Below are 19,544 nucleotides of genomic sequence, written 5' to 3'. Positions count from 1 at the left end.
GAAGGCAGCCGCCTTCCGTAGTGTGACCGGCCCTCGTTCCGGGCCGAACCCCGCCCGATCCTGCAGGAGTTCACGACATGCCTCGGCAGCACGACCTGACGCTGGACGAAGTCACCTGGAACATCTCCCCGGAGACCAAGACGCACTACGTCGACACCATGGGAGATGCTGCGAAGTCACTGGTCGACAATCATGATGTCCAACGCCTCGTATATGCACTCCGTCAGGCTTCTGCTGCGCTCGCCTGGCGACTGGCCGTCAAGAAATCGGCGCTCGACTACCAGGGTCTTCATGATCCGGAGTTCGACGGATCCCTGCACTTCACCCAGCCCGCATTCGCCGACAGAAAAGGCAACATATTGGCCGATTCGTACGCCAACAGCGGTCACATCATCGCCCCGCACGAGCACACGTCCTCAGACGAGCGCGGCAGGCAGCAGACGACCGTCCAGGAGGGTCACTACCTGACCGACGCCGGACTGGCAAACATGCGCGACCGGGAAAAGTCGCTGAAGGACGCAGGCATCGGCAAGAACAAGGAGGAGCGGGAGGAGTTCGACAAGGCCAAGGCGTGGAGACTGGGCACCTCCGACAAAGACATCCGAAAAGCCTCGGCCGATGTGCTGAAGATCCAGACCGGTCTCGACAGTCTGGTCAAACAGGAAAGCAACAGGTATTTCACGGCCCAGCGGGCCGAGAGCGCCAACGCGGCTTCGATGCGCGGCCCTTCCTTCCAGGCTCAGCACGGCAGGGGTGAACACGGGCAGAGTACGGTGCAGCAGCGCCACCACCGGTCAGATCAACACCGGCAGAGCGGACGCTCCCACAGGCAGTGAGCAGAGCGGTGGTTGGCGGCCACCACGAGGGCCTGTTCGAGTGTGGGTCCGGTCAGGGTGTGCGGTTGGGCGCCCGACTGGGTCCGCTATTCGAATCCTGCCCGGCAGGCCGGGTGGCGGAGCCGACACCATGTCGAGGCAGCTGACCGGGCCGGGCTGCGGCGGCGTTCGCGACGGCGGCATTCGCGACGGCGGCATTCGCGACGGCGGCATTCGCGACGGCGGCATTCTGTGCCTGGGGCGGATCGGCGGCGGCGCTGTTCACCTGCGACTGATCGACGACCGCATCGCTGCCGGCCCGGATCAGGGCATCGGCGGCCTTGTTCAGGGCTTCCGACAGCTTGGCGAGGCGGTATTGGAATTGCGAGTCGGCCTTGGTCACCATCGGACCGGTGGTAGCCAGCTCCTTGCGGCGGGATGCGTCGAAGGCGAGCTCTTCGAGATTTGCCGGCTCCTGGTTGGCGCGCGTGCGCGCCTCGGCTCGCTGACGCATCGACTCCTCACCGAAGTCCACCAGGTAGCGCCGGGGTTCTTGGGGAGGCTGGCTCGTCGCCCCCGACTCCGCCCGACCCGGAGCAGGCGGGAGAATGATGTGCCCGCGATTCTCGTACGCGGGAAGGATCTCGCGCCCCCGGGAATTGCGTACCGCCGGCTCGGTGTAGAACGGATTACCACCTTCCTCTGAATTCAGGTACCTCAACGACACGATCGTACCGTCCGTCATGGTCGACTTCAGAGCATCGCGGCGCCTCTTGGCGATCTCGGCTTGAACAACCTGAGCCCTCACCTCGCCGTTCTCCAGCAGCGCACGCGACATTTCGTCGGGGAGATCAGGGAACTTGTCGGCATGATCAGAAAAGATCTCCTTGAGCTTCTCATTCGTGAACAATTTCTCTGGCATCGAAGTGTCTCCCGTCGGGTGTGGCAAGGGCCGGCCGGTCACCGGTTCGCCCCCTTGACGGACGGGTACGTCCGACGGTTCAACGCGGTTCGGCACGTCTCACCAGAAGGCCGAGGGCGGAACCCGGGGTGAACCGGACGTGACGGGTGCCCGTAGAGGGGCGGGCAGGCCGGTTCCGTGCCCGCCCTTCCACAGCCGGTGACCCCCGACCTCCCCTGGAGCCCGCACCCATGACAGTCAACCTCGACAGAGTGAAAGAGATCTGCCACTCCGACGTCGTCAACCTCTACGTCGATCGCCTACTGTCCGCGCAGGGCCGGGATCTGCTTTCCGAGCGCCCTGAAATCGGAGCCAAGCTCGGCGCAGCGGAGAACGCGCTCAACTACCTCACCGTCCTCTCGGGACGCGGCTCGGCCGACGAGCCGAGGGCCGAGTACTGGTACCAACAGAGCCGGATGGAACTCGGTGGGCACGTGGTCAACGAAAGCATCGACATCCTCCGCGGGAGTGAGGAGTCCTTCTACACGACCGAGCACGTGTTCGCGTACTGCTCTAGGGAGGCCGTGCAGTACGTGGTGAGAGCGTCGTACGACCATCAGCTGGCGATGCCCGGGGACACCACGGTCAGGGACCTTCTGGGGCAGGCGACCGTCAACTTCGAGAGCCACCTGGCCGTGGCGAAGCGCAACGACAACTACCTGTCACTGCCCCTGGAGATCACTCAGTTGCCGAAGCTGGCCCCGAGACTCTCGCGGGCAGCGTGTGCGGCGATCCCGGCCGGCAGCAGCCGGGCAGCGGATCCCAGCATCTCCCAGATGGCATCCATGACCACCAACAGTCGACTCGGAAGAATCGGCAATGCCCTCAGGAGGGCTAGGGAGGGGGTGACCGGGCCGTCGGCCCAGCACCCCGACCTCGTCGCTCAGGGATCCCTGACGACCGGAGCCACAGCGGGTCAGGAGCATCTGCCGGACCTCAGAGAGCACGCGTCACGCACTGTGACCGAGCAGTACGTCAACGCCCTCGATGACCACGGGCAGATCCATCTCGTCAACCATCCCCAAGTGCGGGATCTCCTGTTCAGTGCCCGCGAAAGACGCCTCGAACTACAGGAACAGACCAAGATCGAAAAAGCTGCACTGGGCTACAGCCCCCGCTCCTCGCCCTACCAGCAGCCTGCGGCCAGAGACAGGCACGACAGACCCATCCTTCCCGCGTACGAGAACAGAGGCCACATCACCTTCACCGAGGTTCGCTCGTCACCCGACACCGGCGGACCGACGACAGTCACCCTGCGGTATCTCACCAGTGAGGGCGAACAGTCGATGCGTGATCGGGAGGAGGCCCGCCGACGAGTGGGCTTCGGGAACACCACCCTGGAGCAGGACGCCTTTCGGCAGAGCCTCGGGGAAGGGCTGGCAACCTCCGCTACACACGTCGCCAGGGCCAGAGTTGCAGCTGACGCAGCCACCCGGGACCTCGACTCGGCGGTGATCGCTGTCACCACGGATCTCTGGGCCAGTGCGAACCAGAGCCAGCAGTCCGTGGCGAACAGCCGCCTCCAGAAGGGGGGCCACCGCCCGGGTCCGGGCGGCGGAGGCAGCTCCTTCGCGTACCAGGGTCCCGGTCGGACGCAGGGCTCCTCGCTGGCTCGTTGACAACGTCGGGGCTACTCGGGAAGGGCAGGTCGAACACCACCGTCCGACATCAGGTCGCCGTACGTCTCGACCCGGTCGAGGACCTCGGTCGGGCCGTACGGTGTGGTGGCCGGACGCTCGCCGGCTGCGCCGGCCTCGACCTCCTCCCAGGTCAGCGGGGCGGAGACGGTCGGAGTCGGGGCGGCCCGCAGGGAGTACGGCGCGACGGTGGTCTTCGCCGCGCTGTTCTGACTCCAGTCGATGAAGACCTTTCCGGGGCGGAGGTTCTTCGCCATCTTCGACACGACCAGCCTCGGATGCCGCTGCTCCAACTCCTGGGCGATCCGCTTGGCGTACCCGGAGACCACCTCGGCGGACTGGGTCCCCGCCACCGGGCAGGAGAGCTGCATGCCCTTCTTCCCGGAGGTCTTCGGGTGTGCCTCGACGCCGTCGACGGCGAGCCGGTCACGCAGCAACAACGCCACCTGGCAGCACTGGCGCAGGGCCGCCGGGGCACCCGGGTCCAGGTCCACCACCATCAGGTCGGGATGGGTGCCGATCCGCCACTGCGGGGTGTGCAGCTCCAGGGCGGCCAGGTTCGCCAACCACACCAGGGTGGGCAGGTCGTCGGCGACCACGTAGTCGATGGTCTCCCGCCCCTTGCCGGAGCCGGGGACGGGGAGGGTGGCCACGCGTACCCAGTCGGGGGTGGCGGCGGGTCTGTTCTTCTCGAAGAACGAACCACCGTCGACGCCGTCGGGGTACCGGATCCGGGTGAGTGCCCGGTCGGCCAGGTGCGGCAGGAGGACCGGGGCGATCCGGGTGTAGTAGTCGATGACCTCACCCTTGGTGAACCCGGCCGCCGGATAGAGGACCTTGTCGAGGTTGGACAGCTCCACCGCGCGTCCCTGCACGTCGACCCGGAGCCGGTCACCCGCCACCTCGACCCACCTCCACCTCAGTCCACATCAGCTACCTCCCGGGCCGGTTTGTCAGGGCGCAGCCGCAGGACGCGGGGGAACCGGAGACGCCCGTCCGGGGTCCGCTGGCCGTACTTGACCTCGACGACGACCGTCGGATCCACCCAGATCGCACCTCGGGCGTCCTCCCGGGGGACGTCCCCGGCGAACGGCGAACCAGTGGTCCGCAGCGGTTCCAGCTCGTGCAGGAGCTGCCGTTGCAGGGCGGCACCGATCCCCCCGCCGACCCGCCCCCGGTAGGTGAGCCGACCGTCCGGGCGGGGCACCCCGACCAGGAGCCCGCCGATCCGCCGCGCCCCGGGCCGCCACCCGCCGACCACGAAGTCACCTGTGACGTCCAGCTTGACCTTCACCCAGTCGGGCGAGCGGACCCCCGGCCGGTAGGTGGAGGTCGACCGTTTGGCCATCACCCCCTCCAGGCCGTGTTCTCCCGCCACCTGCCAGGTCGTCTCCCCGTCGTCGTAGGCGGGCGGGACCGCCCACCGGGGGCCGCCGACCCCGAGGGACTCCAGGACCTCCCGCCGCTCGACGTAGGGGCGTCCGGTCAGGTCAGCGCCACCCAACCGGAGCAGATCGAAGATCAGGTACGTGACCGGGGCGGACGCCGCGAGCCGGGCCGCCCGTGCCCGGTCCCGGACGTGCATCCGCTCGGCGAGGGCGACGAACGAGGGTGCCCCGGACCCGGCGAAGAGGACCACCTCCCCGTCGAGGAGGGCGTCGTCGACCGGGTCGGGAAGCCCGGCCAGGTGGTCGGCCAGCCCCGCCAACTCCGGGTACGCCACCGTGATCTCCGTACCGGTCCGGGCGTACAGGTGCTGCCGCCCGGTGCCGACGTCGGCCAGCGCGCGGATCCCGTCCCACTTGAACTCGTACGTCCACCCGACGCCCGACGGCAGGGGGCCGGTCGTGGCGAGCATCGGCTTCAGCGGCGCCCCGGGCACCTGTCGAACTGTAGTTACCCGGCGAAGTCGACGTGCCGCCTTCGTTCATTTGCCATCCTGAGCAGTACGGGGGAAGAGGTGAGGAGCGGCATGCGGACCATCTGGAAGGGCGCGGTCTCGTTCGGGCTGGTCTCGATCGCCGTGAAGCTCTACGCCGCCACCGAGGAGAAGGACATCCGGTTCCACCAGGTGCACCGGGCCGACGGGGGGCGGATCCGCTACAAGCGGACCTGCCAGGTCTGCGGCAAGGAGGTCACCTACGACGACATCGCCAAGGGGTACGACATCGGCGGCGGGGAGATGGTCGTCCTCACCGACTCGGACTTCGCCGACCTGCCGTTGAGCACGTCCCACGCGATCGACGTCCTGGAGTTCGTCCCGGCCGAACAGGTCGACCCGATCCTCTACAACAAGGCGTACTTCCTGGAGCCGGAGGGGGCCGCGACGAAGCCGTACGTGCTGCTGCGGGACGCGTTGACCGACGCCGAACGGGTGGCCATCGTCAAGGTGGCGATCCGCCAACGGGAGCAGTTGGCCACCCTCCGGGTCCGTGAGGGCGTACTGCTGCTCAACACGATGCTCTGGCCGGACGAGATCCGTACCCCCGACTTCGCCTTCCTCGGCGAGGACCTGAAGGTCCGTCCCCCGGAGTTGGCGATGGCCAGTTCCCTGATCGACTCGATGGCCGGGGAGTTCCAGCCGGAGGTCTTCACCGACGACTACCGGGCCGCGTTGCAGGAGGTCATCGACGCCAAGGTGGAGGGTCGGGAGGTCGTCCAGCCGGAGGCCCCCGAGGAGGCCCCGCCTGCCGCGGTGGACCTGATGGCCGCCCTGAAAGCCTCCGTCGACAGGGCGCGGGCCGCCCGGGGCGAGTCCGGCGGCGGTGCGGGCGGACGGTCCGACGCGGGTGCGGGCGAGCCGACCCCGATCACGTCGGCCCGGTCGGCCAAGAAGGCAACGAAGTCGCAGGGTACGGCCAGGAAGGCCCCGGCTACGGCGAAGAAGAACTCGTCGAAGGCCCCGGTGAAGAAGGCCGACGCACAGAAGCGGAACCCGGCGAAGAAGGCCCAGACGGGCAAGACCGCCGCGAAGAAGGCCACGAACACCCCGCCGAAGAAGGCGGCCCCCCGCAAATCGGCCTGACGGAGGTCACTCGAACCGATCTCGGCCGTCTCCGTAGTAGCGGTCAAGCAGGCGACCCACGACAGGAGCCCCGGTCATGGCTTTCGACCCACACGTCCGAGCAGAGCACTTCGTCGGCTACTTCGAAGGCTACCTCTACGGCGCGGCGGCCGTGCTGACCAGGACGCAGACGAACCGCATCGTCACCGATCCGGCAGTCGCCGAGCCGCTCGACAAGCTGATCGAGTTCGACCGGATCCTCAAGGTCCGAGAGGAAGCCGAGCGGTACCGGGCGACCATCGGCGTGGAGCGGTCGAGCTTCCGGGAGAAGGTCGGCAACTCTCCCACCGGGGAGGCGCTCACATACCAGAACTCGGCTCACATCACGGTCACGACGGGCGTGGCCGATCCGTTCAGCTACCAGACCGACACCGAAGGACCGGTCACCCAACTGGAGCAGCGGGTGATCGACGCGCTGAGCAGCAGCGGGCGGCACGCGACCGGGGAGCAGGCGCGGCAGGCTGCCGCAGAGTACGAGCCGACCCGGGCCGCTCTGGTCTCGGCCGCCCAGCCGTTGATCGAGGATGCCTATCGCAACGGCCCCTTCGGGCCGTCCCAGGCGAAGGTGGCGAACGCCGCCGCCATGCAGGGAGCCGGTGGCCCCCAGCAGCCGTCGGCGAGCCGTCCCCATCAGCACGGTACGGCGACCGCCCCGAGTCACCAACAAACCCGCTGACCCCCGCCGCTGCTGCAAGGAAGGGCCCCCTGTTAACGCCTAGCGCCAACAAGGGGCCCTTCCTCACACCTCAGCCGCGACCCAGCTTGTGGGTCGGGGTGATCCGGACGATCACCCGCTCCTCGCCCGCCTGCCGGAACGGGTACGTCTCCTGACCGAGGTACTTCTGCGTCATCCGGTCGATGTGCTCGTCGGCACCCTCCTCGACGAAATCGGCGGTCCCCTTGACCCAGAGGGTCCGGTAGTCGTCGGCCTTGTCGACGACGCTGACGGCGACCACCGGGTTGCGCTGGATGTTCGTGTACTTCTGCCGGCCCTTGGCGGTGTTGAAGATGATGTGCTCCCCGTCCGTGTCCACCCAGACGGGGGTCACGTGCGGGCTTCCGTCGGGCTCGATGGTGGCGACGTGGGCGAGCTGGGGCTCGGCCAGGAGCGCCCGGTCCTTGTCGGTGAGGATCGTCATGTCCGGAACCTACCCCGACATCCCCTACCAAACATGCCCACGAATCACCCCATCTCTCCCACCGATCACGATCGATAGTCGGAGGTACGGCGACCCACCAGGTACCGTGTCCGCGACGGCGTCCGTGGCCGGACGCACCCACTTCTCAGCAGGGAGTCCAGGACGTGAGCGAGCGCGGCGCGCAGGAGAGCAAGGCTCGGCGGCGACTGGCCGAACAGTTGGCGGCCCAGAAGGCAGCCGAGGCCAAGCGCCGCCGACAGGCGTGGGTGGGTGCCGGGGCCGGGCTCGCCGTGGTGGCGATCCTCGTCGGCGTCTTCGTGGCGGTCGGCCAGGGCGGTGACGACGACTCGGCCGACCAGGCCGCAGGCACCCCCGCCGCCACCGCCGACCCGGCCAACCCGGCCGACCCCGCCAACCCCGCCGCTCCGCCCGCCCCGCAGCTGCCCGAGGGCGCCGACCCGGCCCTCGGCACCAAGCCGACAGTCACCGGGGGCGAGGGTGACCTGACCGAACTGAAGGTCACCCCGCTCATCGAGGGGACCGGCCCGGAGGTCAAGTCCGGCCAGAACATCACCACCAACTACGTCGGGGTCTTCTACAAGGACGGCAAGGAGTTCGACTCGTCCTGGGAGCGTGGCGAGCCCGCCACCTTCGGCATCGGCGTCGGCCAGGTCATCCCCGGCTGGGACCAGGGTCTCGTCGGGGTGAAGGTGGGCAGCCGGGTGCAGCTCGACCTCCCCGCCGAACTGGCGTACGGCAACGACGCCTCCGGTGGCCGTCCGGCCGGTCCGCTGCGGTTCGTGGTGGACGTCCTCGCCGCCCAGTAGTTCCGAGACCCCGCCAGTGGAGGTGGACGTGGTGACACAGGACGATCCGGGACGGACCGCCCGAACGATGTGGACGTACGTCGAACCGGTCCACGCAGTCACCTACTTCCACTCCCGGTCCCGGGCCGCGTACGAGGCGGTCGGGTTACGGGGCTACTGGCGGGGTTACTTCGCCGGGCGGGCCGCCCCGCTCGGCCCCGTCGAGGCCGCCCCGGTGGTGGCCGCCTTCTTCACCTTCGCCCCGCACATGGTGGCCCGTGCCCTGCCGTCGGTCTGGGAACTGGCCACCCCGGAGGAGGCCCTGCGGGCCCGGTTGACCGGTGCGGTGCAGGCGCTGGCCGAGTCGACGTACGAACTACCGGAAGCCCACCTCGCCGAGGCCGCCGACCTGATCGCGACGGCGGCCGAGGCGGTCGACACGGCCGGACGGGTCCTGGGGGCGGCGAACGCCGCCCTCCCACCGGCCGAGTACCCGTTGGCCCGGCTCTGGCAGGCGGCCACCACCCTGCGCGAGCACCGGGGGGACGGGCACGTCGCCGCCCTCGTCGCCGCAGGTCTGGACCCGGTCGAGACGCTGGCCTGGCGGGTCGCCGTGGACATGCCGGCCAAGAACCTGCTCGGCCGGGGCTTCACCGAGGCGCAGTGGCACGACGCCCGGGGGCGGCTGGTCGAGCGGGGTTGGCTGACCGCCGACGGCACCCCCACCGACCGGGGGCGGGCCGCATTCCAGGGGATCGAGGACGCCACCGACTCCGCCGCCGCCAGGCCGTGGCAGACCCTGGGTCCAGCCGGTACGGATCGGCTGCGGGAACTCCTCGAACCGATCGCCCGCCGGTGCCGCACTGTCATCCCGCCGGACAACCCCATCGGCCTCCCACCCCCCACCCCCTGACCCCTTCCTTGCATCTCGGGGGGGTCGGGGAGGATGGGGGCGTGGTGGATGCGGTGATCTTTGACCTCGACGGCGTGATCGTGGACTCCGAACCGGTCTGGGAGGAGGTCCGTCGGGCGTACGTGGCGACGCACGGCGGGACCTGGCAGCCGGACACCCAGCGGCGGCTGATGGGGATGAGCACCGGCGAGTGGGCCGAGTACCTCAGCGGCGAGTTGGGCGTACGCCGGACCGCCGAGCAGGTCGCCACGGAGGTGGTCGACGAGATGGCCGGGCGGTACGAGACCCGGGTACCGGTGATCGACGGGGCGGACGGGGTGGTGCGGGGGATCGCCGCCCGGTGGCCGTTGGGGCTGGCCAGTTCCTCCCCGACCCGCCTGATCGCGGCGGCGTTGGCGGCGACGGACCTGACCGGGTGTTTCCGCACCACGCTGTCGACGGAGCAGACGGAGCGGGGCAAGCCCGCCCCGGACGTCTACCTGGCGGTCGCGCAGCGGCTGGGGGTCGATCCGGCCCGGTGTGCAGCGATCGAGGACTCCTCCAACGGGGTGCGTTCGGCGGCGGCGGCCGGGATGCGGGTGGTGGCGGTGCCGCACGGGGCGTACCCGCTGGATCCGGATGCGCAGGCGCTCGCGGCGGTGGTCCTGTCGTCGGTCGGTGACCTGACCCCGGCGGTCATCGACCGCCTCGGCTGATCCCCGGCGGAGTCGGCCGAACCGACCGCACGGAACCCCCGGGCGGCCTACGGTCGAGACATGAAGGCTGTGGTGTACCAGGGGCCGCACGACGTCACGGTCTCCGAGGTCGACGATCCGCGTATCCAGGATCCGAACGACGTCATCGTCAAGATCACCACGACCGCGATCTGCGGTTCCGACCTGCACATGTACGAGGGCCGGACCGACGCCGAGGCCGGCATCGTCTTCGGTCACGAGAACATGGGCACGATCGTGGAGACCGGCCCCGGGGTGGTCAGTCTCCGTACCGGTGACCGGGTCTCGATGCCCTTCAACGTGGCGTGCGGGTTCTGCCGCAACTGTCGGGCGGGCAAGACCGGGTTCTGTCTGACAGTGAACCCCGGGTTCGCCGGGGGCGCGTACGGCTACGTGTCGATGGGGCCGTACCGGGGTGGGCAGGCCGAGTTCCTGCGGGTGCCGTTCGCCGACTTCAACTGTCTGAAGCTGCCCCCGGGAACCGAGTTCGAGAACGACTTCGCGATGCTCGCCGACATCTTCCCCACCGGGTACCACGGGGTGGCGATGAGCGAGCTGCGCCCGGGCGAGAACATCACCGTGATGGGCGGCGGGCCGGTGGGGTTGATGGCCGCGTACTCGGCGATGCTGATGGGGGCGGCCGAGGTGTTCGTGGTGGACAAGGTGCCGGACCGGCTGCGGTTGGCCGAATCGATCGGGGCCACCCCCATCGACTTCTCCTCCGGGGACGCGGTGCAGCAGATCCTCGACCGCACCGACGGGGTGGGCACCGACCGGGGGGTCGACGCTGTCGGCTACCAGGCGCACGGGTCGGGCGGCGAGGAGCAGCCGGCGGCGGTGTTGAACAGCCTCATCGACGTGGTGCGCCCGACCGGGATGCTCGGGGTGGTCGGGCTCTACCTGGCCCACGACCCCGGTGCGCCGGACGAGCACTCGGGCCGGGGTGAACTGCTGGTGAAGATGGGCAAGTTCTTCGAGAAGGGCCTGCGGATGGGGTCCGGGCAGGCGAACGTCAAGGCGTACAACGAGTTCCTGCGGAACCTCATCGTGGCGGGTCGGGCGAAGCCGGGCTTCGTGGTCAGCAAGGAGCTGCCGCTGGAATCCGCCCCGGAGGCGTACGAGCGCTTCGACCGGCGCGAGGCAGGCTACTCGAAGGTCGTGTTGAGGCCCGCCGCCTGAGCATCGGCCCGGTCCGTCCCGGCCCACCGGCCGGTCCGGCCCGGCTCGGCCCGGTCCGGCTCGCCCTCGGTGCGCCGGTTCCGGGCTTGCACCTGACGCTACGTCAGGTCCTAACGTCGGTTCCTGCCACCGCAGATCGCGGTGGTGCGAGAGGGAGTACGACGTGGAATCGGGCTGGCGGATCGGTGAGCTGTGTCGGCGTACCGGGTTGACGGTCCGCACGCTGCACCACTGGGACCATGTGGGGCTGCTGCGCCCGTCGACCCGTACGTCGGCCGGGCACCGGCGTTACGACGACCGGGACGTCGACAGGCTGTACCGGATCGTCGCCCTGCGGGAGCTGGGTCTGTCCCTGGAGACCATCGCGGCGCTGCTCGACGGTGGCCCGGAGGGGACCGACCAGGAACCGGCAGGGCCGAGGACAGCCGCGTCCAGGACGGCCGGGTCGGGAGCGACGGCACCGGGAACGGGCGGGTCGAGAACGGCCGCACCGGGAACGGGCGGGTCCGGGACGGGCGGGGATCTGGTCGCGCTGCTGCGGGACCACCTGGCTCACGTGGACCGGCAGCTCGCCGCACTGGGCAGCCTGCGTAACCGGTTGGCGGCGCTGCTGCCGGCGGTCCAGGCGGCCGGGCGGCCCACGTCCGTCGACCTGCTCGCGGTGATCGAGGAGGTCAAGAAGGTGGAGAACACGATTCGCAACTACTTCACCGAGGAGCAGATGGGCGCGCTGGAGCAGCGGCGGGCCACCCTCGGGGAGGACGCGATCCGCGCGGCGGAGCAGGAGTGGCCGAGGCTGATCGCGCAGGTGCAGGCCGAGATGGAGGCCGGCACCGACCCGACCGACCCCCGGGTACGCCCGCTGGCGCAGCGCTGGATGGAGTTGCTGGCGGAGTTCCACGGCAACGACCCGGGTCTGCGTGACTCGCTGTACAAGATGTACGGGGAGAACGCCGACCAGATCCGTCAGGAGTACAGCGGTCCGAGCCCGGAGATGATGGAGTACATCACCCGGGCGTCGGCGACGGACTGATCCCGTACCCCCGGCGACCCGGCCCGATGCGGACCGGGTCGCCGGGGTCGGCGGCGCGAGGCGGCGCGGACCGGGTCGGCGGGGTCGCCGGATGCGGGCAGGACCGGGGACGATCCGGGGAGCGATACCGACGGGAGGTACGGATGAGAGCGATCGTGTACGACACCGGCGGAGACGCCTCGGTCCTGCAACTGGTGGACCGGCCGGTCCCGGAGCCCGGCCCGGGTGAGGTGCTGGTGCGCCTGGCCGTGGCCGGGGTGAACCCGACCGACTGGAAGTCCCGCCGACAGGGGCCGGCCGTCGGTGACTGGCAGATCCCCGGGCAGGACGGTGCCGGGGTGGTCGAGGCGGTCGGTACCGGGGTGGACGCGTCGTCGATCGGCGAACGGGTCTGGGTGTGGGAGGCCGCCTGGCAACGGCAGTGGGGCACCGCAGCCGAGTACACGGTGGTCCCGGCCCGGCAGGCGGTGCCGCTCGGGGACGCCTCGTTCGAGGTGGGGGCGGCCCTGGGGATCCCGTTCCTGACCGCCCACCGGTGTCTGACCGCCGGGGAGTCCGTGCCGGACGTCCTGCACGCCGGGGCGCTGGCCGATCACGTCGTCCTGGTCCAGGGCGGGGCGGGGGCGGTGGGCAACGCGGCGATCCAGTTGGCCAGGTGGGCTGACGCGACTGTGGTCGCCACCGTCAGCAGCCCGGAGAAGGCCCGCCTCGCGGCGGCGGCCGGGGCCGACCACGTGGTGAACTACCGGGAGCAGGACGTGGTGGCCGAGGTCCGGGCGGTCGCCCCGGAGGGGGTGCACACCATCGTGGAGGTCTCCGCCGCGCGTAACGCCGAGGCCGACGTGGCGCTGCTGCGCCCCGGCGGGGCGGTCTGCGTGTACGCCGACGACGGCGGGGACGAGGTCCGGGTGCCGATCCGGCGGTCGATGGTGCCGAACGCCCGATGGCAGTTCGTCCTGGTCTACACGGAGCCGACGGCGGCGAAGGCGCGGGCGGTGTCCGACGTGTCGGCGGCGGTGGCGCAGGGGGCGGTCCGGGTCGGTGAGGCGGCCGGTCTGCCGCTGCACCTGCATCCGCTGACCGATACGGCCGACGCGCACCGGGCGGTGGAGAGCGGGGCGGTCGGGAAGGTGCTGGTGACCACCGGCGAGTGATCGTCGGCCGATCGGTTCGGACCGGTTTTCCGGTCGGCGCGACACACGCGAGGAGCTTTCGCAACAATGGGAAGGGCGGGGACACCCCCGTGACAACGGGCGGCCCCGGCGCGGTGCGAACGCCGGGGCCGCCCTTCCCTGCACACCGGGCCGCCTAGAACACCGGGCCGCCCCGCCCTGGAAGTCGGGGCAGCCCATGCCGAACGCCGGGGCAGCCCTTCCCCGAAATCCGGGACCGGGGCGGAGAACTTCCCTAGATTGTCCGGGTGAGTATTTCCTGGGCAGATTCCTATGTCGGGCAGCTCCGTGCGCTGGCCGGTGACCGGACCCTGATGTTCGTCGGCGCCCGTGCCGTCGTCCGGGACAACGCGGCGCGGGTCCTGCTGATCCGCCGCTCCGACAACGGCCAGTGGGCGCTGCCCGCCGGGGCGATGGAGCTGGGCGAGTCCATCGGCGACTGTGCGGTCCGCGAGGTCCGCGAGGAGACCGGCCTGCGGGCCCTACGGGTCAGCGCCTTCGCCCTCTACACCGGCCCGGACCGGATCCAGACCAACATGTTCGGCCACACGTACCAGCTCTTCACCGCGGCGTTCCGGGTCGACGAGTGGGACGGGCAGCTGATGCGGTGTACCGACGAGACCACCGAGGCGGGCTTCTTCCGGCCGGGGCAGCTGCCCGAACCGCTCTCCCTGTCGGTCCCGGAGACCCTCGCCGACCTGGACGTCTTCGAGCAGACCAACAGACTGATCCTCAAGTAGCCGCGGTTCAGATCATCGTCTGACTCTTGGACTGCATGTCGGCGGCGGCCTCCCCCTTCGACTCCTTCGCCAGCGGCTTGCCGCCGGCTGCGGGTGCCGGGCCGCCCAGCGGATCAGCCCCGCCGGTGGCCCCCTGCGGCCCCGCGCCCCGCAGCCTGTCGTCCGGCAGGGCGAGGGTGACCAGGACCGCCACCACGGCGACCAGCCCGGCGGTCAGGAAGACCAGGTGCAGGGAGTCGACGAAGGCCGACTGCACAGCGGCGCGTACCGGATCGGGTAGGGCGAGGATGGTCTCCGGTGCGTTGATCGAGATGTCGGTGCCGCCCTGCCCGGCCACCTCGGCGGCCTGGTCCGGCGGGAGTTGGGCGATCGCGCCGGGCAGCCGCTCGGCGAGGGCCGAGCCGAGCCGGGCGGAGAGCACCGCGCCGAGGATGGCCACCCCGAACGCTCCCCCGAGGGACCGGAAGAAGGTCGCCGACGAGGTTCCGGCACCCAGGTCACGCGGGTCCACCGCGTTCTGCGCGCCGAGGATCAGCGACTGCATGCACAACCCCAGCCCGACGCCGATGACCAGCATGAACCCGAAGGCGAGCCCGAGGGAGCTGTCCACCTGGAGCCGGGTGAACAGCAGCATTCCGGCGACCAGCACCACCGATCCGGCCACCGGGAACCACTTGAACCTGCCGAAACGGCTCATCGCCCGACCGGTGAGGATCGAGGTGCCGATGATCCCGACCATCATCGGGAGCATCAGCAGACCACTGCGGGTCGGGGAGGCGCCCTTGACGATCTGGAGGTACAACGGGATGAAGATGATCGACCCGAACATCACCAGACCGAGCACGAACCCGGCCACGTTGGCCAGCGAGAACGTCCGGCTGCGGAACAGCCGCAGGGGCAGGATCGGCTCGGCGGCACGGGCCTGCCTGACGACGAAGAGCACCGCCAGGACCGCCCCGGCCACGAAGAGCCCGACGATCGTCGCGCTCCCCCACGCGTACTCGTTGCCGCCCCAGCTCAGCGCCAGCAGCAGGGAACTCACCCCGGCCACCAGGAGGGTGGCCCCCAGCCAGTCGACGGCGTGTTCCCGCCTGGTGAACGGCACCAGTCGCAGGACCCGGGTGCAGACCGCGATGGCCAGGATCGCCAACGGGACGTTGATGTAGAAGATCCACCGCCAGTTGGTCTCGGCGAAGTAGCCTCCCACCAGCGGCCCGGCGACCGACGACACCCCGAAGACCGCACCGAACAACCCCTGGTAGCGGCCCCTCTCCCGGGGCGACACCACATCCGAGATGATGGTGAACGCCAACGTCATCAGGCCGCCCGCGCCGATGCCCTGCACCCCCCGGGTGAGGATCAGCTGGGTCATGTTCTGCGACAGACCCGCCAGCAGCGAACCCACCAGGAACGTCACGATGGAGAAGAGGAACACCGGACGGCGGCCGTACAGGTCGGCCATCTTGCCGTACAGCGGGGTGGAGGCGGTCGAGGCGAGCAGGTACGCGGTCACCACCCACGAGTAGTGGTCGATCCCGCCCAGCTCGCCGACGATGGTGGGCAGCGCCGTACCGACGATCGTCTGGTCCAGCGCGGCGAGCAACATACCTGTCATCAGGCCCGCCATCAGCAGGCGGATCTGTCGCGGATTCAACACCGGGGCTGCGTCGCTCGTCGTCACCCGGACCGGATTTCCCGAACGCCCCGGATCATGCACGTCGAACTCCGGTGTCCCGGCCCGGGGAGTCGCACGGCCCCGGCGTCGCCGGTGACGACGCCTACGCCACCGGCGACGCCCCTGCGCGTCAGCGCCGCCCCGCGAACTCCTCGACGATCGCGGCGCAGAAGGCAGGCAGGTCGTCCGGATTACGGCTGCTGACGAGCCCGCCGTCCGTCACCACCTCCTCGTCCACCCAGTTCGCCCCGGCGTTCATCAGGTCGGTACGCAGGCTCGGCCAGGAGGTGATCCGGCGGCCCCCGACCACCCCCGCCTCGATCAGGGTCCACGGGCCGTGGCAGATCACCCCGACCGGTTTGCCCGCGTCGAAGAACGCCTTCACGAAGGCGACGGCGTCCGGGTCGGCCCGCAGGAAGTCCGGGTTCGCCACCCCACCGGGCAGCACCAGCGCGTCGAACCGGCCCGGGTCGGCGTCCGCGGCCGTCACATCCACGTCGTACGCCTTCGAGTGGTCGAGGTGTTCGAAGGACCTGATCGTGCCGGGCTTCAGGGAGACCAGCTCGACACTGGCCCCGGCCTGCTCCACCGCCTCCCGGGGCTGGACGTACTCGACCTCCTCCACCCCGTCGGTGGCCAGGAACGCGATCCGCTTGCCCTGCAACGTCGTCGATGTCATCCGAGTTCTCCTCTCCGTGTCCCGACGAAATCCGTTCCCTGCCCCGGTGCCCCGAAACACCCCCGGCGGGGTGCTCCGGTCGACAGGTTTGACCGGGGCGGGCCGGGGGACCCGCAGCCCATGGCGCACGCAGCTGCGGGACAGGGCCGGCTCGCCTCCGTGGTGCAGAGCTGGCGGGAACGACCGGTACTGGTGATCGGGGACGCCATGGTCGACGACTGGCGGTTCGCCGACTCCGAACGGCTCTGCCGGGAGGCACCGGCCCCCGTACTCACCCTCCGACGTCGGATCTCGGCGGCGGGCGGCGCGGCGAACACCGCCGTCAACGTCGCCGCGCTGGGCGGACGGGCCGTACTCGTGGCACCCGTCGGCGCGGACGCCGCCGGGGACGAGCTGCACGACTGCCTGGACCGGGCCGGGGTCTGGGACCGGACCGTCAACGAACCGGGTCGACCGACCCCGGTGAAACGACGGATGCTCGCCGGCGACCAGATCCTGCTCCGCGAGGACTCCGGCGACCCGGACCCGCTGACCGCCGAAGGGGTGGAACGGCTACTCACCGCCCTCGACTGCGCCACCGAGGAGCTGAAGGCCGCCGCCGCAGGGGCCGCTCCCACCCTCGTGGTCTGCGACTACGGGCTCGGTGCCCTGCCCGCCCCGGTGCGGGCCTGGCTGATCACCGCCCGGGACCGGTACGCCACGGTCGCGTTGGACGCCCACGACCTGGCCGACTGGCACGGGCTCGCCCCGACGGTGGTCACCCCAAGCTTCGCCGAGGCGACCCGGCTGCTGGCCCGGGTCGGCGGCCCCGGGGTACGCCGTACCGCCCCCGACGACCTGCACCTCGACCACCCCGGACACGATCCGGCCGACGGCCCGTCCGAGCTGACCGTGGGCACCGCCCCCGGCGGGTCGGACGGCCTCTCGGACACCGGCCTCTCGGACACCGGCCTCTCGGACACCGGCCTCTCGGACACCGGGCTCCCGGGCACCGGCCGCGCGGGCACCGACAGACCGGACACCGGACCCGCCGCCACCGGTCCCCGGGGTGAGCCGACGCCCGGCGAGGGACGGGTGGCGATGACCGGGGACGGGCTGAGCGTGACCGGCACCGGGGTCACCGTCAACGCCGAGACCGGAGAGGGCGTCGACAGGGCGGTCCTGGCCGAGTCACGCCTCGCCGAGCTGCGCCGACGGACCGGGGCCGACGTGGTGGCGGTGACCCTGGACACCGACGGGGCGATCGTCGGCGGGGCCGAGGGGACCCCGAGGCGCAGCCACAGCACCCCCGTCCCGGCCAGCCACGCCGTCGGCGCGGGCGACGTCTACCTGGCGGCGATGACCCTGGCCCTGGCCGCCGACGCGCCCCTGCCGATCGCCGCGCAGCTCGCCCAGCTCGCCGCCACGATCACCGTGTCGGAGACCGGGACCTGCGTCTGCCGACGGGAGGACCTGCTCGGGGCGCTGGGCGGCAACCCGGGCGACGACACCCGCCCGGTCGTCGTCGACGCCGACGAACTGGCGACCATCGTCGCCGGGCAGCGGGAGTCCGGGCGGTCGGTGGTCTTCACCAACGGCTGCTTCGACGTCCTGCACCCCGGCCACGTCCGCTACCTGGAACAGGCCAGGACCCTCGGTGACCTGCTCGTCGTCGCCGTCAACTCCGACCACAGCGTACGGCGGCTCAAGGGGCCGGACCGGCCGGTCAACCCCGTCGAGGACCGGGTCGCACTGCTCGCCGCACTGTCCTGTGTGGACCACGTGGTGGTCTTCGGGGAGGACTCACCGGCCGGACTGATCAGGGTGGTCCGACCCGACGTGTACGTCAAGGGCGGCGACTACCCGCCCGAGCTGGTGCCCGAGGCACCGCTGGTACGTCGGCTCGGCGGTCAGGTCCGCACCCTCGGGTACACCCCGGACCGCTCCACCTCGGCCATCATCGAACGGATCCGCGCCGGAGAACGACTCCGCGCCGGTGAACGACTCCGCGCCGGTGAACGACTCCCGGCGGTGGAACGACTCCCGGCGGTCGAACGACCCCAGACGGTCGGACGACCGCAGGCAGGCGAGGAGGTTCCGGCAGGCGAGGGGCTTTCGAGCGGCACGGAGGGGGTGGCGTCGGGTCGGACCGTACCGGACCCGTCACAGTGAACCGGCCCCTCGACCCCGGTACGCCAGAAGGGTTCCGCCGGGAACGTCGCCTCGACGTGCTCGTCCCCACCCGCAACCGTCCCGCCGAACTGGCTGTCACCCTCGCCGGGCTGGCCGCCCAGGAGGGCGTACCCGGATTCGGGGTGGTGGTCAGCGACCAGTCCGACGACGAACCGACCTTCGCCCACCCGGCGGCGGCCACGATGGTCCGGGCGCTACGCCACCGGGGACACCCGGTCCTCCTGACCCGACGGCTGCCCCGGCGCGGGCTGGCCGAACACCGGGCGTACCTGCTGGCCGCCTCGGCGGCCCGGTACGTCCTCTGCCTCGACGACGACGTGTGGCTGGAACCGGGCAGCGTACGCCGACTCGTCACCGCCCTCGACGAGCTGGGGTGCGGGTTCGTCGGCAACGCCGTCCACGGGCTGTCCTACCTCGACGACGTACGCCCCGACACGCACCGGCACTACGAGCAGTGGACCGGGCCGCCGGTGCCCGAACGGGTCCGCCCCGACACCCCGGAGTGGGACCGGGCGCAGATCCACTCGGCGGCGAACCTGCTCCACGTCACCGCCGAACTGGACATCCCACCGGACACGTGGCGGGCGTACAAGGTGTCCTGGATCGGCGGGTGTGTCCTGTTCGACAGGGCGAAACTCGTCGACGCGGGCGGGTTCGAGTTCTGGCGGCGGGTCCCCGCCGACCACCAGGGCGAGGACGTGGCCGCCCAACTGGCGGTGTTGGCGCGCGACGGCGGCGCGGGCGTCCTGCCCAGCGGGGCGTACCACCTCGAATCCCCCACCACCGTCACCGACCGTGGCCCCGAAGCCTGGCACACCACCCTCCCCGACCTGTCGTGAGAAGGGC

19 protein-coding genes are annotated in these 19,544 nt (G+C 70.7%); 13 read left to right on the top strand and 6 right to left on the bottom strand.

Annotated features, from left to right (window positions below):
• Positions 1-77 precede the first annotated feature (77 nt).
• Complete coding sequence (locus WHN02_RS07100) at positions 78-836, top strand: hypothetical protein (protein WP_434742604.1); 759 nt, start codon at positions 78-80, stop codon at positions 834-836.
• Between the two features lie 52 nt (positions 837-888).
• Here WHN02_RS07100 and WHN02_RS07095 read toward each other — a convergent pair whose 3' ends face one another.
• A complete protein-coding gene (locus tag WHN02_RS07095; protein WP_434742603.1) occupies positions 889-1,737 on the bottom strand; it encodes a hypothetical protein in 849 nt (282 codons plus the stop codon).
• 230 nt (positions 1,738-1,967) lie between these two features.
• Here WHN02_RS07095 and WHN02_RS07090 point away from each other — a divergent pair, with 230 nt between their 5' ends.
• Positions 1,968-3,395 carry a hypothetical protein gene (locus WHN02_RS07090; RefSeq protein WP_434742602.1) on the top strand — a complete coding sequence of 476 codons (1,428 nt, stop codon included), beginning with the start codon at positions 1,968-1,970 and terminating at the stop codon, positions 3,393-3,395.
• A gap of 11 nt (positions 3,396-3,406) precedes the next feature.
• On the opposite strand, the gene ligD (WHN02_RS07085) is transcribed toward WHN02_RS07090, so the two are convergent.
• Together ligD (WHN02_RS07085) and ligD (WHN02_RS07080) are read right to left on the bottom strand one after the other, a co-directional pair.
• Positions 3,407-4,315: a non-homologous end-joining DNA ligase gene (gene ligD, locus WHN02_RS07085; protein ID WP_434742601.1), complete on the bottom strand. Its 909-nt coding sequence runs from the start codon at positions 4,313-4,315 to the stop codon at positions 3,407-3,409.
• A gap of 17 nt (positions 4,316-4,332) precedes the next feature.
• Positions 4,333-5,295, bottom strand: a complete 963-nt coding sequence (gene ligD / locus WHN02_RS07080) for a non-homologous end-joining DNA ligase (RefSeq protein WP_434742600.1) — start codon at positions 5,293-5,295, stop codon at positions 4,333-4,335.
• A 90-nt stretch (positions 5,296-5,385) separates the two neighbouring features.
• Between ligD (WHN02_RS07080) and WHN02_RS07075 the strand changes: the two genes are divergently transcribed.
• Together WHN02_RS07075 and WHN02_RS07070 are read left to right on the top strand one after the other, a co-directional pair.
• Positions 5,386-6,438 (top strand): Ku protein, encoded by a 1,053-nt coding sequence (locus WHN02_RS07075; RefSeq protein ID WP_434742599.1) that lies wholly within the window; start codon positions 5,386-5,388, stop codon positions 6,436-6,438.
• Between the two features lie 76 nt (positions 6,439-6,514).
• Positions 6,515-7,153, top strand: coding sequence for a hypothetical protein (locus WHN02_RS07070; protein ID WP_434742598.1), 639 nt, complete (start codon positions 6,515-6,517; stop codon positions 7,151-7,153).
• A 70-nt stretch (positions 7,154-7,223) separates the two neighbouring features.
• Here WHN02_RS07070 and WHN02_RS07065 read toward each other — a convergent pair whose 3' ends face one another.
• Positions 7,224-7,616: a PPOX class F420-dependent oxidoreductase gene (locus tag WHN02_RS07065; protein WP_434742597.1), complete on the bottom strand. Its 393-nt coding sequence runs from the start codon at positions 7,614-7,616 to the stop codon at positions 7,224-7,226.
• Between the two features lie 164 nt (positions 7,617-7,780).
• Between WHN02_RS07065 and WHN02_RS07060 the strand changes: the two genes are divergently transcribed.
• From WHN02_RS07060 to WHN02_RS07030, 7 genes are all read left to right on the top strand, one after another.
• A complete protein-coding gene (locus tag WHN02_RS07060; RefSeq protein ID WP_434742596.1) occupies positions 7,781-8,443 on the top strand; it encodes an FKBP-type peptidyl-prolyl cis-trans isomerase in 663 nt (220 codons plus the stop codon).
• Positions 8,444-8,510: 67 nt separating this feature from the next.
• A complete protein-coding gene (locus WHN02_RS07055; protein ID WP_434743853.1) occupies positions 8,511-9,335 on the top strand; it encodes an SCO6745 family protein in 825 nt (274 codons plus the stop codon).
• A 41-nt stretch (positions 9,336-9,376) separates the two neighbouring features.
• The gene (locus WHN02_RS07050) at positions 9,377-10,030 is read left to right on the top strand and encodes an HAD family hydrolase (protein ID WP_434742595.1); all 654 of its coding nucleotides are present in this window, start codon (positions 9,377-9,379) and stop codon (positions 10,028-10,030) included.
• A 60-nt stretch (positions 10,031-10,090) separates the two neighbouring features.
• The gene (locus tag WHN02_RS07045) at positions 10,091-11,227 is read left to right on the top strand and encodes a glutathione-independent formaldehyde dehydrogenase (RefSeq protein ID WP_434742594.1); all 1,137 of its coding nucleotides are present in this window, start codon (positions 10,091-10,093) and stop codon (positions 11,225-11,227) included.
• A gap of 163 nt (positions 11,228-11,390) precedes the next feature.
• Positions 11,391-12,260, top strand: coding sequence for a MerR family transcriptional regulator (locus tag WHN02_RS07040; protein ID WP_434742593.1), 870 nt, complete (start codon positions 11,391-11,393; stop codon positions 12,258-12,260).
• 143 nt (positions 12,261-12,403) lie between these two features.
• Positions 12,404-13,414 carry an NADPH:quinone reductase gene (locus WHN02_RS07035; protein WP_434742592.1) on the top strand — a complete coding sequence of 337 codons (1,011 nt, stop codon included), beginning with the start codon at positions 12,404-12,406 and terminating at the stop codon, positions 13,412-13,414.
• A gap of 266 nt (positions 13,415-13,680) precedes the next feature.
• Positions 13,681-14,172 carry an NUDIX domain-containing protein gene (locus WHN02_RS07030; protein ID WP_434742591.1) on the top strand — a complete coding sequence of 164 codons (492 nt, stop codon included), beginning with the start codon at positions 13,681-13,683 and terminating at the stop codon, positions 14,170-14,172.
• Positions 14,173-14,179: 7 nt separating this feature from the next.
• On the opposite strand, the gene WHN02_RS07025 is transcribed toward WHN02_RS07030, so the two are convergent.
• Both WHN02_RS07025 and WHN02_RS07020 read right to left on the bottom strand, forming a co-directional pair.
• Entirely contained in the window at positions 14,180-15,787 is a 1,608-nt protein-coding gene (locus WHN02_RS07025) for an MDR family MFS transporter (protein ID WP_434742590.1), read from the bottom strand.
• A 190-nt stretch (positions 15,788-15,977) separates the two neighbouring features.
• Complete coding sequence (locus tag WHN02_RS07020) at positions 15,978-16,526, bottom strand: type 1 glutamine amidotransferase domain-containing protein (RefSeq protein ID WP_434742589.1); 549 nt, start codon at positions 16,524-16,526, stop codon at positions 15,978-15,980.
• Between the two features lie 120 nt (positions 16,527-16,646).
• Between WHN02_RS07020 and rfaE2 the strand changes: the two genes are divergently transcribed.
• Together rfaE2 and WHN02_RS07010 are read left to right on the top strand one after the other, a co-directional pair.
• Complete coding sequence (gene rfaE2, locus WHN02_RS07015) at positions 16,647-18,677, top strand: D-glycero-beta-D-manno-heptose 1-phosphate adenylyltransferase (protein WP_434742588.1); 2,031 nt, start codon at positions 16,647-16,649, stop codon at positions 18,675-18,677.
• A complete protein-coding gene (locus tag WHN02_RS07010; RefSeq protein WP_434742587.1) occupies positions 18,674-19,537 on the top strand; it encodes a glycosyltransferase in 864 nt (287 codons plus the stop codon). Before rfaE2 ends, WHN02_RS07010 begins: the two co-directional genes overlap by 4 nt.
• Positions 19,538-19,544 lie beyond the last annotated feature (7 nt).

The sequence above is a fragment of the Micromonospora sp. SH-82 genome, from assembly GCF_051132485.1.
Taxonomy (GTDB): Bacteria; Actinomycetota; Actinomycetes; order Mycobacteriales; family Micromonosporaceae; genus Micromonospora.
Note: the sequence above shows the minus strand (reverse complement) of the source record. Positions and strands in the feature narration are given on the sequence as shown.

Bases quoted from the DNA above. Each gene is read 5' to 3' on its own strand.
- WHN02_RS07035 (WP_434742592.1), top strand. From the start codon at position 12,404: ATGAGAGCGATCGTGTACGACACCGGCGGAGACGCCTCGGTCCTGCAA.
- WHN02_RS07020 (WP_434742589.1), bottom strand. From the start codon at position 16,526: ATGACATCGACGACGTTGCAGGGCAAGCGGATCGCGTTCCTGGCCACC.
- WHN02_RS07075 (WP_434742599.1), top strand. From the start codon at position 5,386: ATGCGGACCATCTGGAAGGGCGCGGTCTCGTTCGGGCTGGTCTCGATC.
- WHN02_RS07065 (WP_434742597.1), bottom strand. From the start codon at position 7,616: ATGACGATCCTCACCGACAAGGACCGGGCGCTCCTGGCCGAGCCCCAG.
- rfaE2 (WP_434742588.1), top strand. From the start codon at position 16,647: ATGGCGCACGCAGCTGCGGGACAGGGCCGGCTCGCCTCCGTGGTGCAG.
- WHN02_RS07025 (WP_434742590.1), bottom strand. From the start codon at position 15,787: ATGACAGGTATGTTGCTCGCCGCGCTGGACCAGACGATCGTCGGTACG.
- WHN02_RS07070 (WP_434742598.1), top strand. From the start codon at position 6,515: ATGGCTTTCGACCCACACGTCCGAGCAGAGCACTTCGTCGGCTACTTC.
- WHN02_RS07045 (WP_434742594.1), top strand. From the start codon at position 10,091: ATGAAGGCTGTGGTGTACCAGGGGCCGCACGACGTCACGGTCTCCGAG.
- WHN02_RS07100 (WP_434742604.1), top strand. From the start codon at position 78: ATGCCTCGGCAGCACGACCTGACGCTGGACGAAGTCACCTGGAACATC.
- WHN02_RS07090 (WP_434742602.1), top strand. From the start codon at position 1,968: ATGACAGTCAACCTCGACAGAGTGAAAGAGATCTGCCACTCCGACGTC.
- WHN02_RS07095 (WP_434742603.1), bottom strand. From the start codon at position 1,737: ATGCCAGAGAAATTGTTCACGAATGAGAAGCTCAAGGAGATCTTTTCT.
- WHN02_RS07055 (WP_434743853.1), top strand. From the start codon at position 8,511: ATGTGGACGTACGTCGAACCGGTCCACGCAGTCACCTACTTCCACTCC.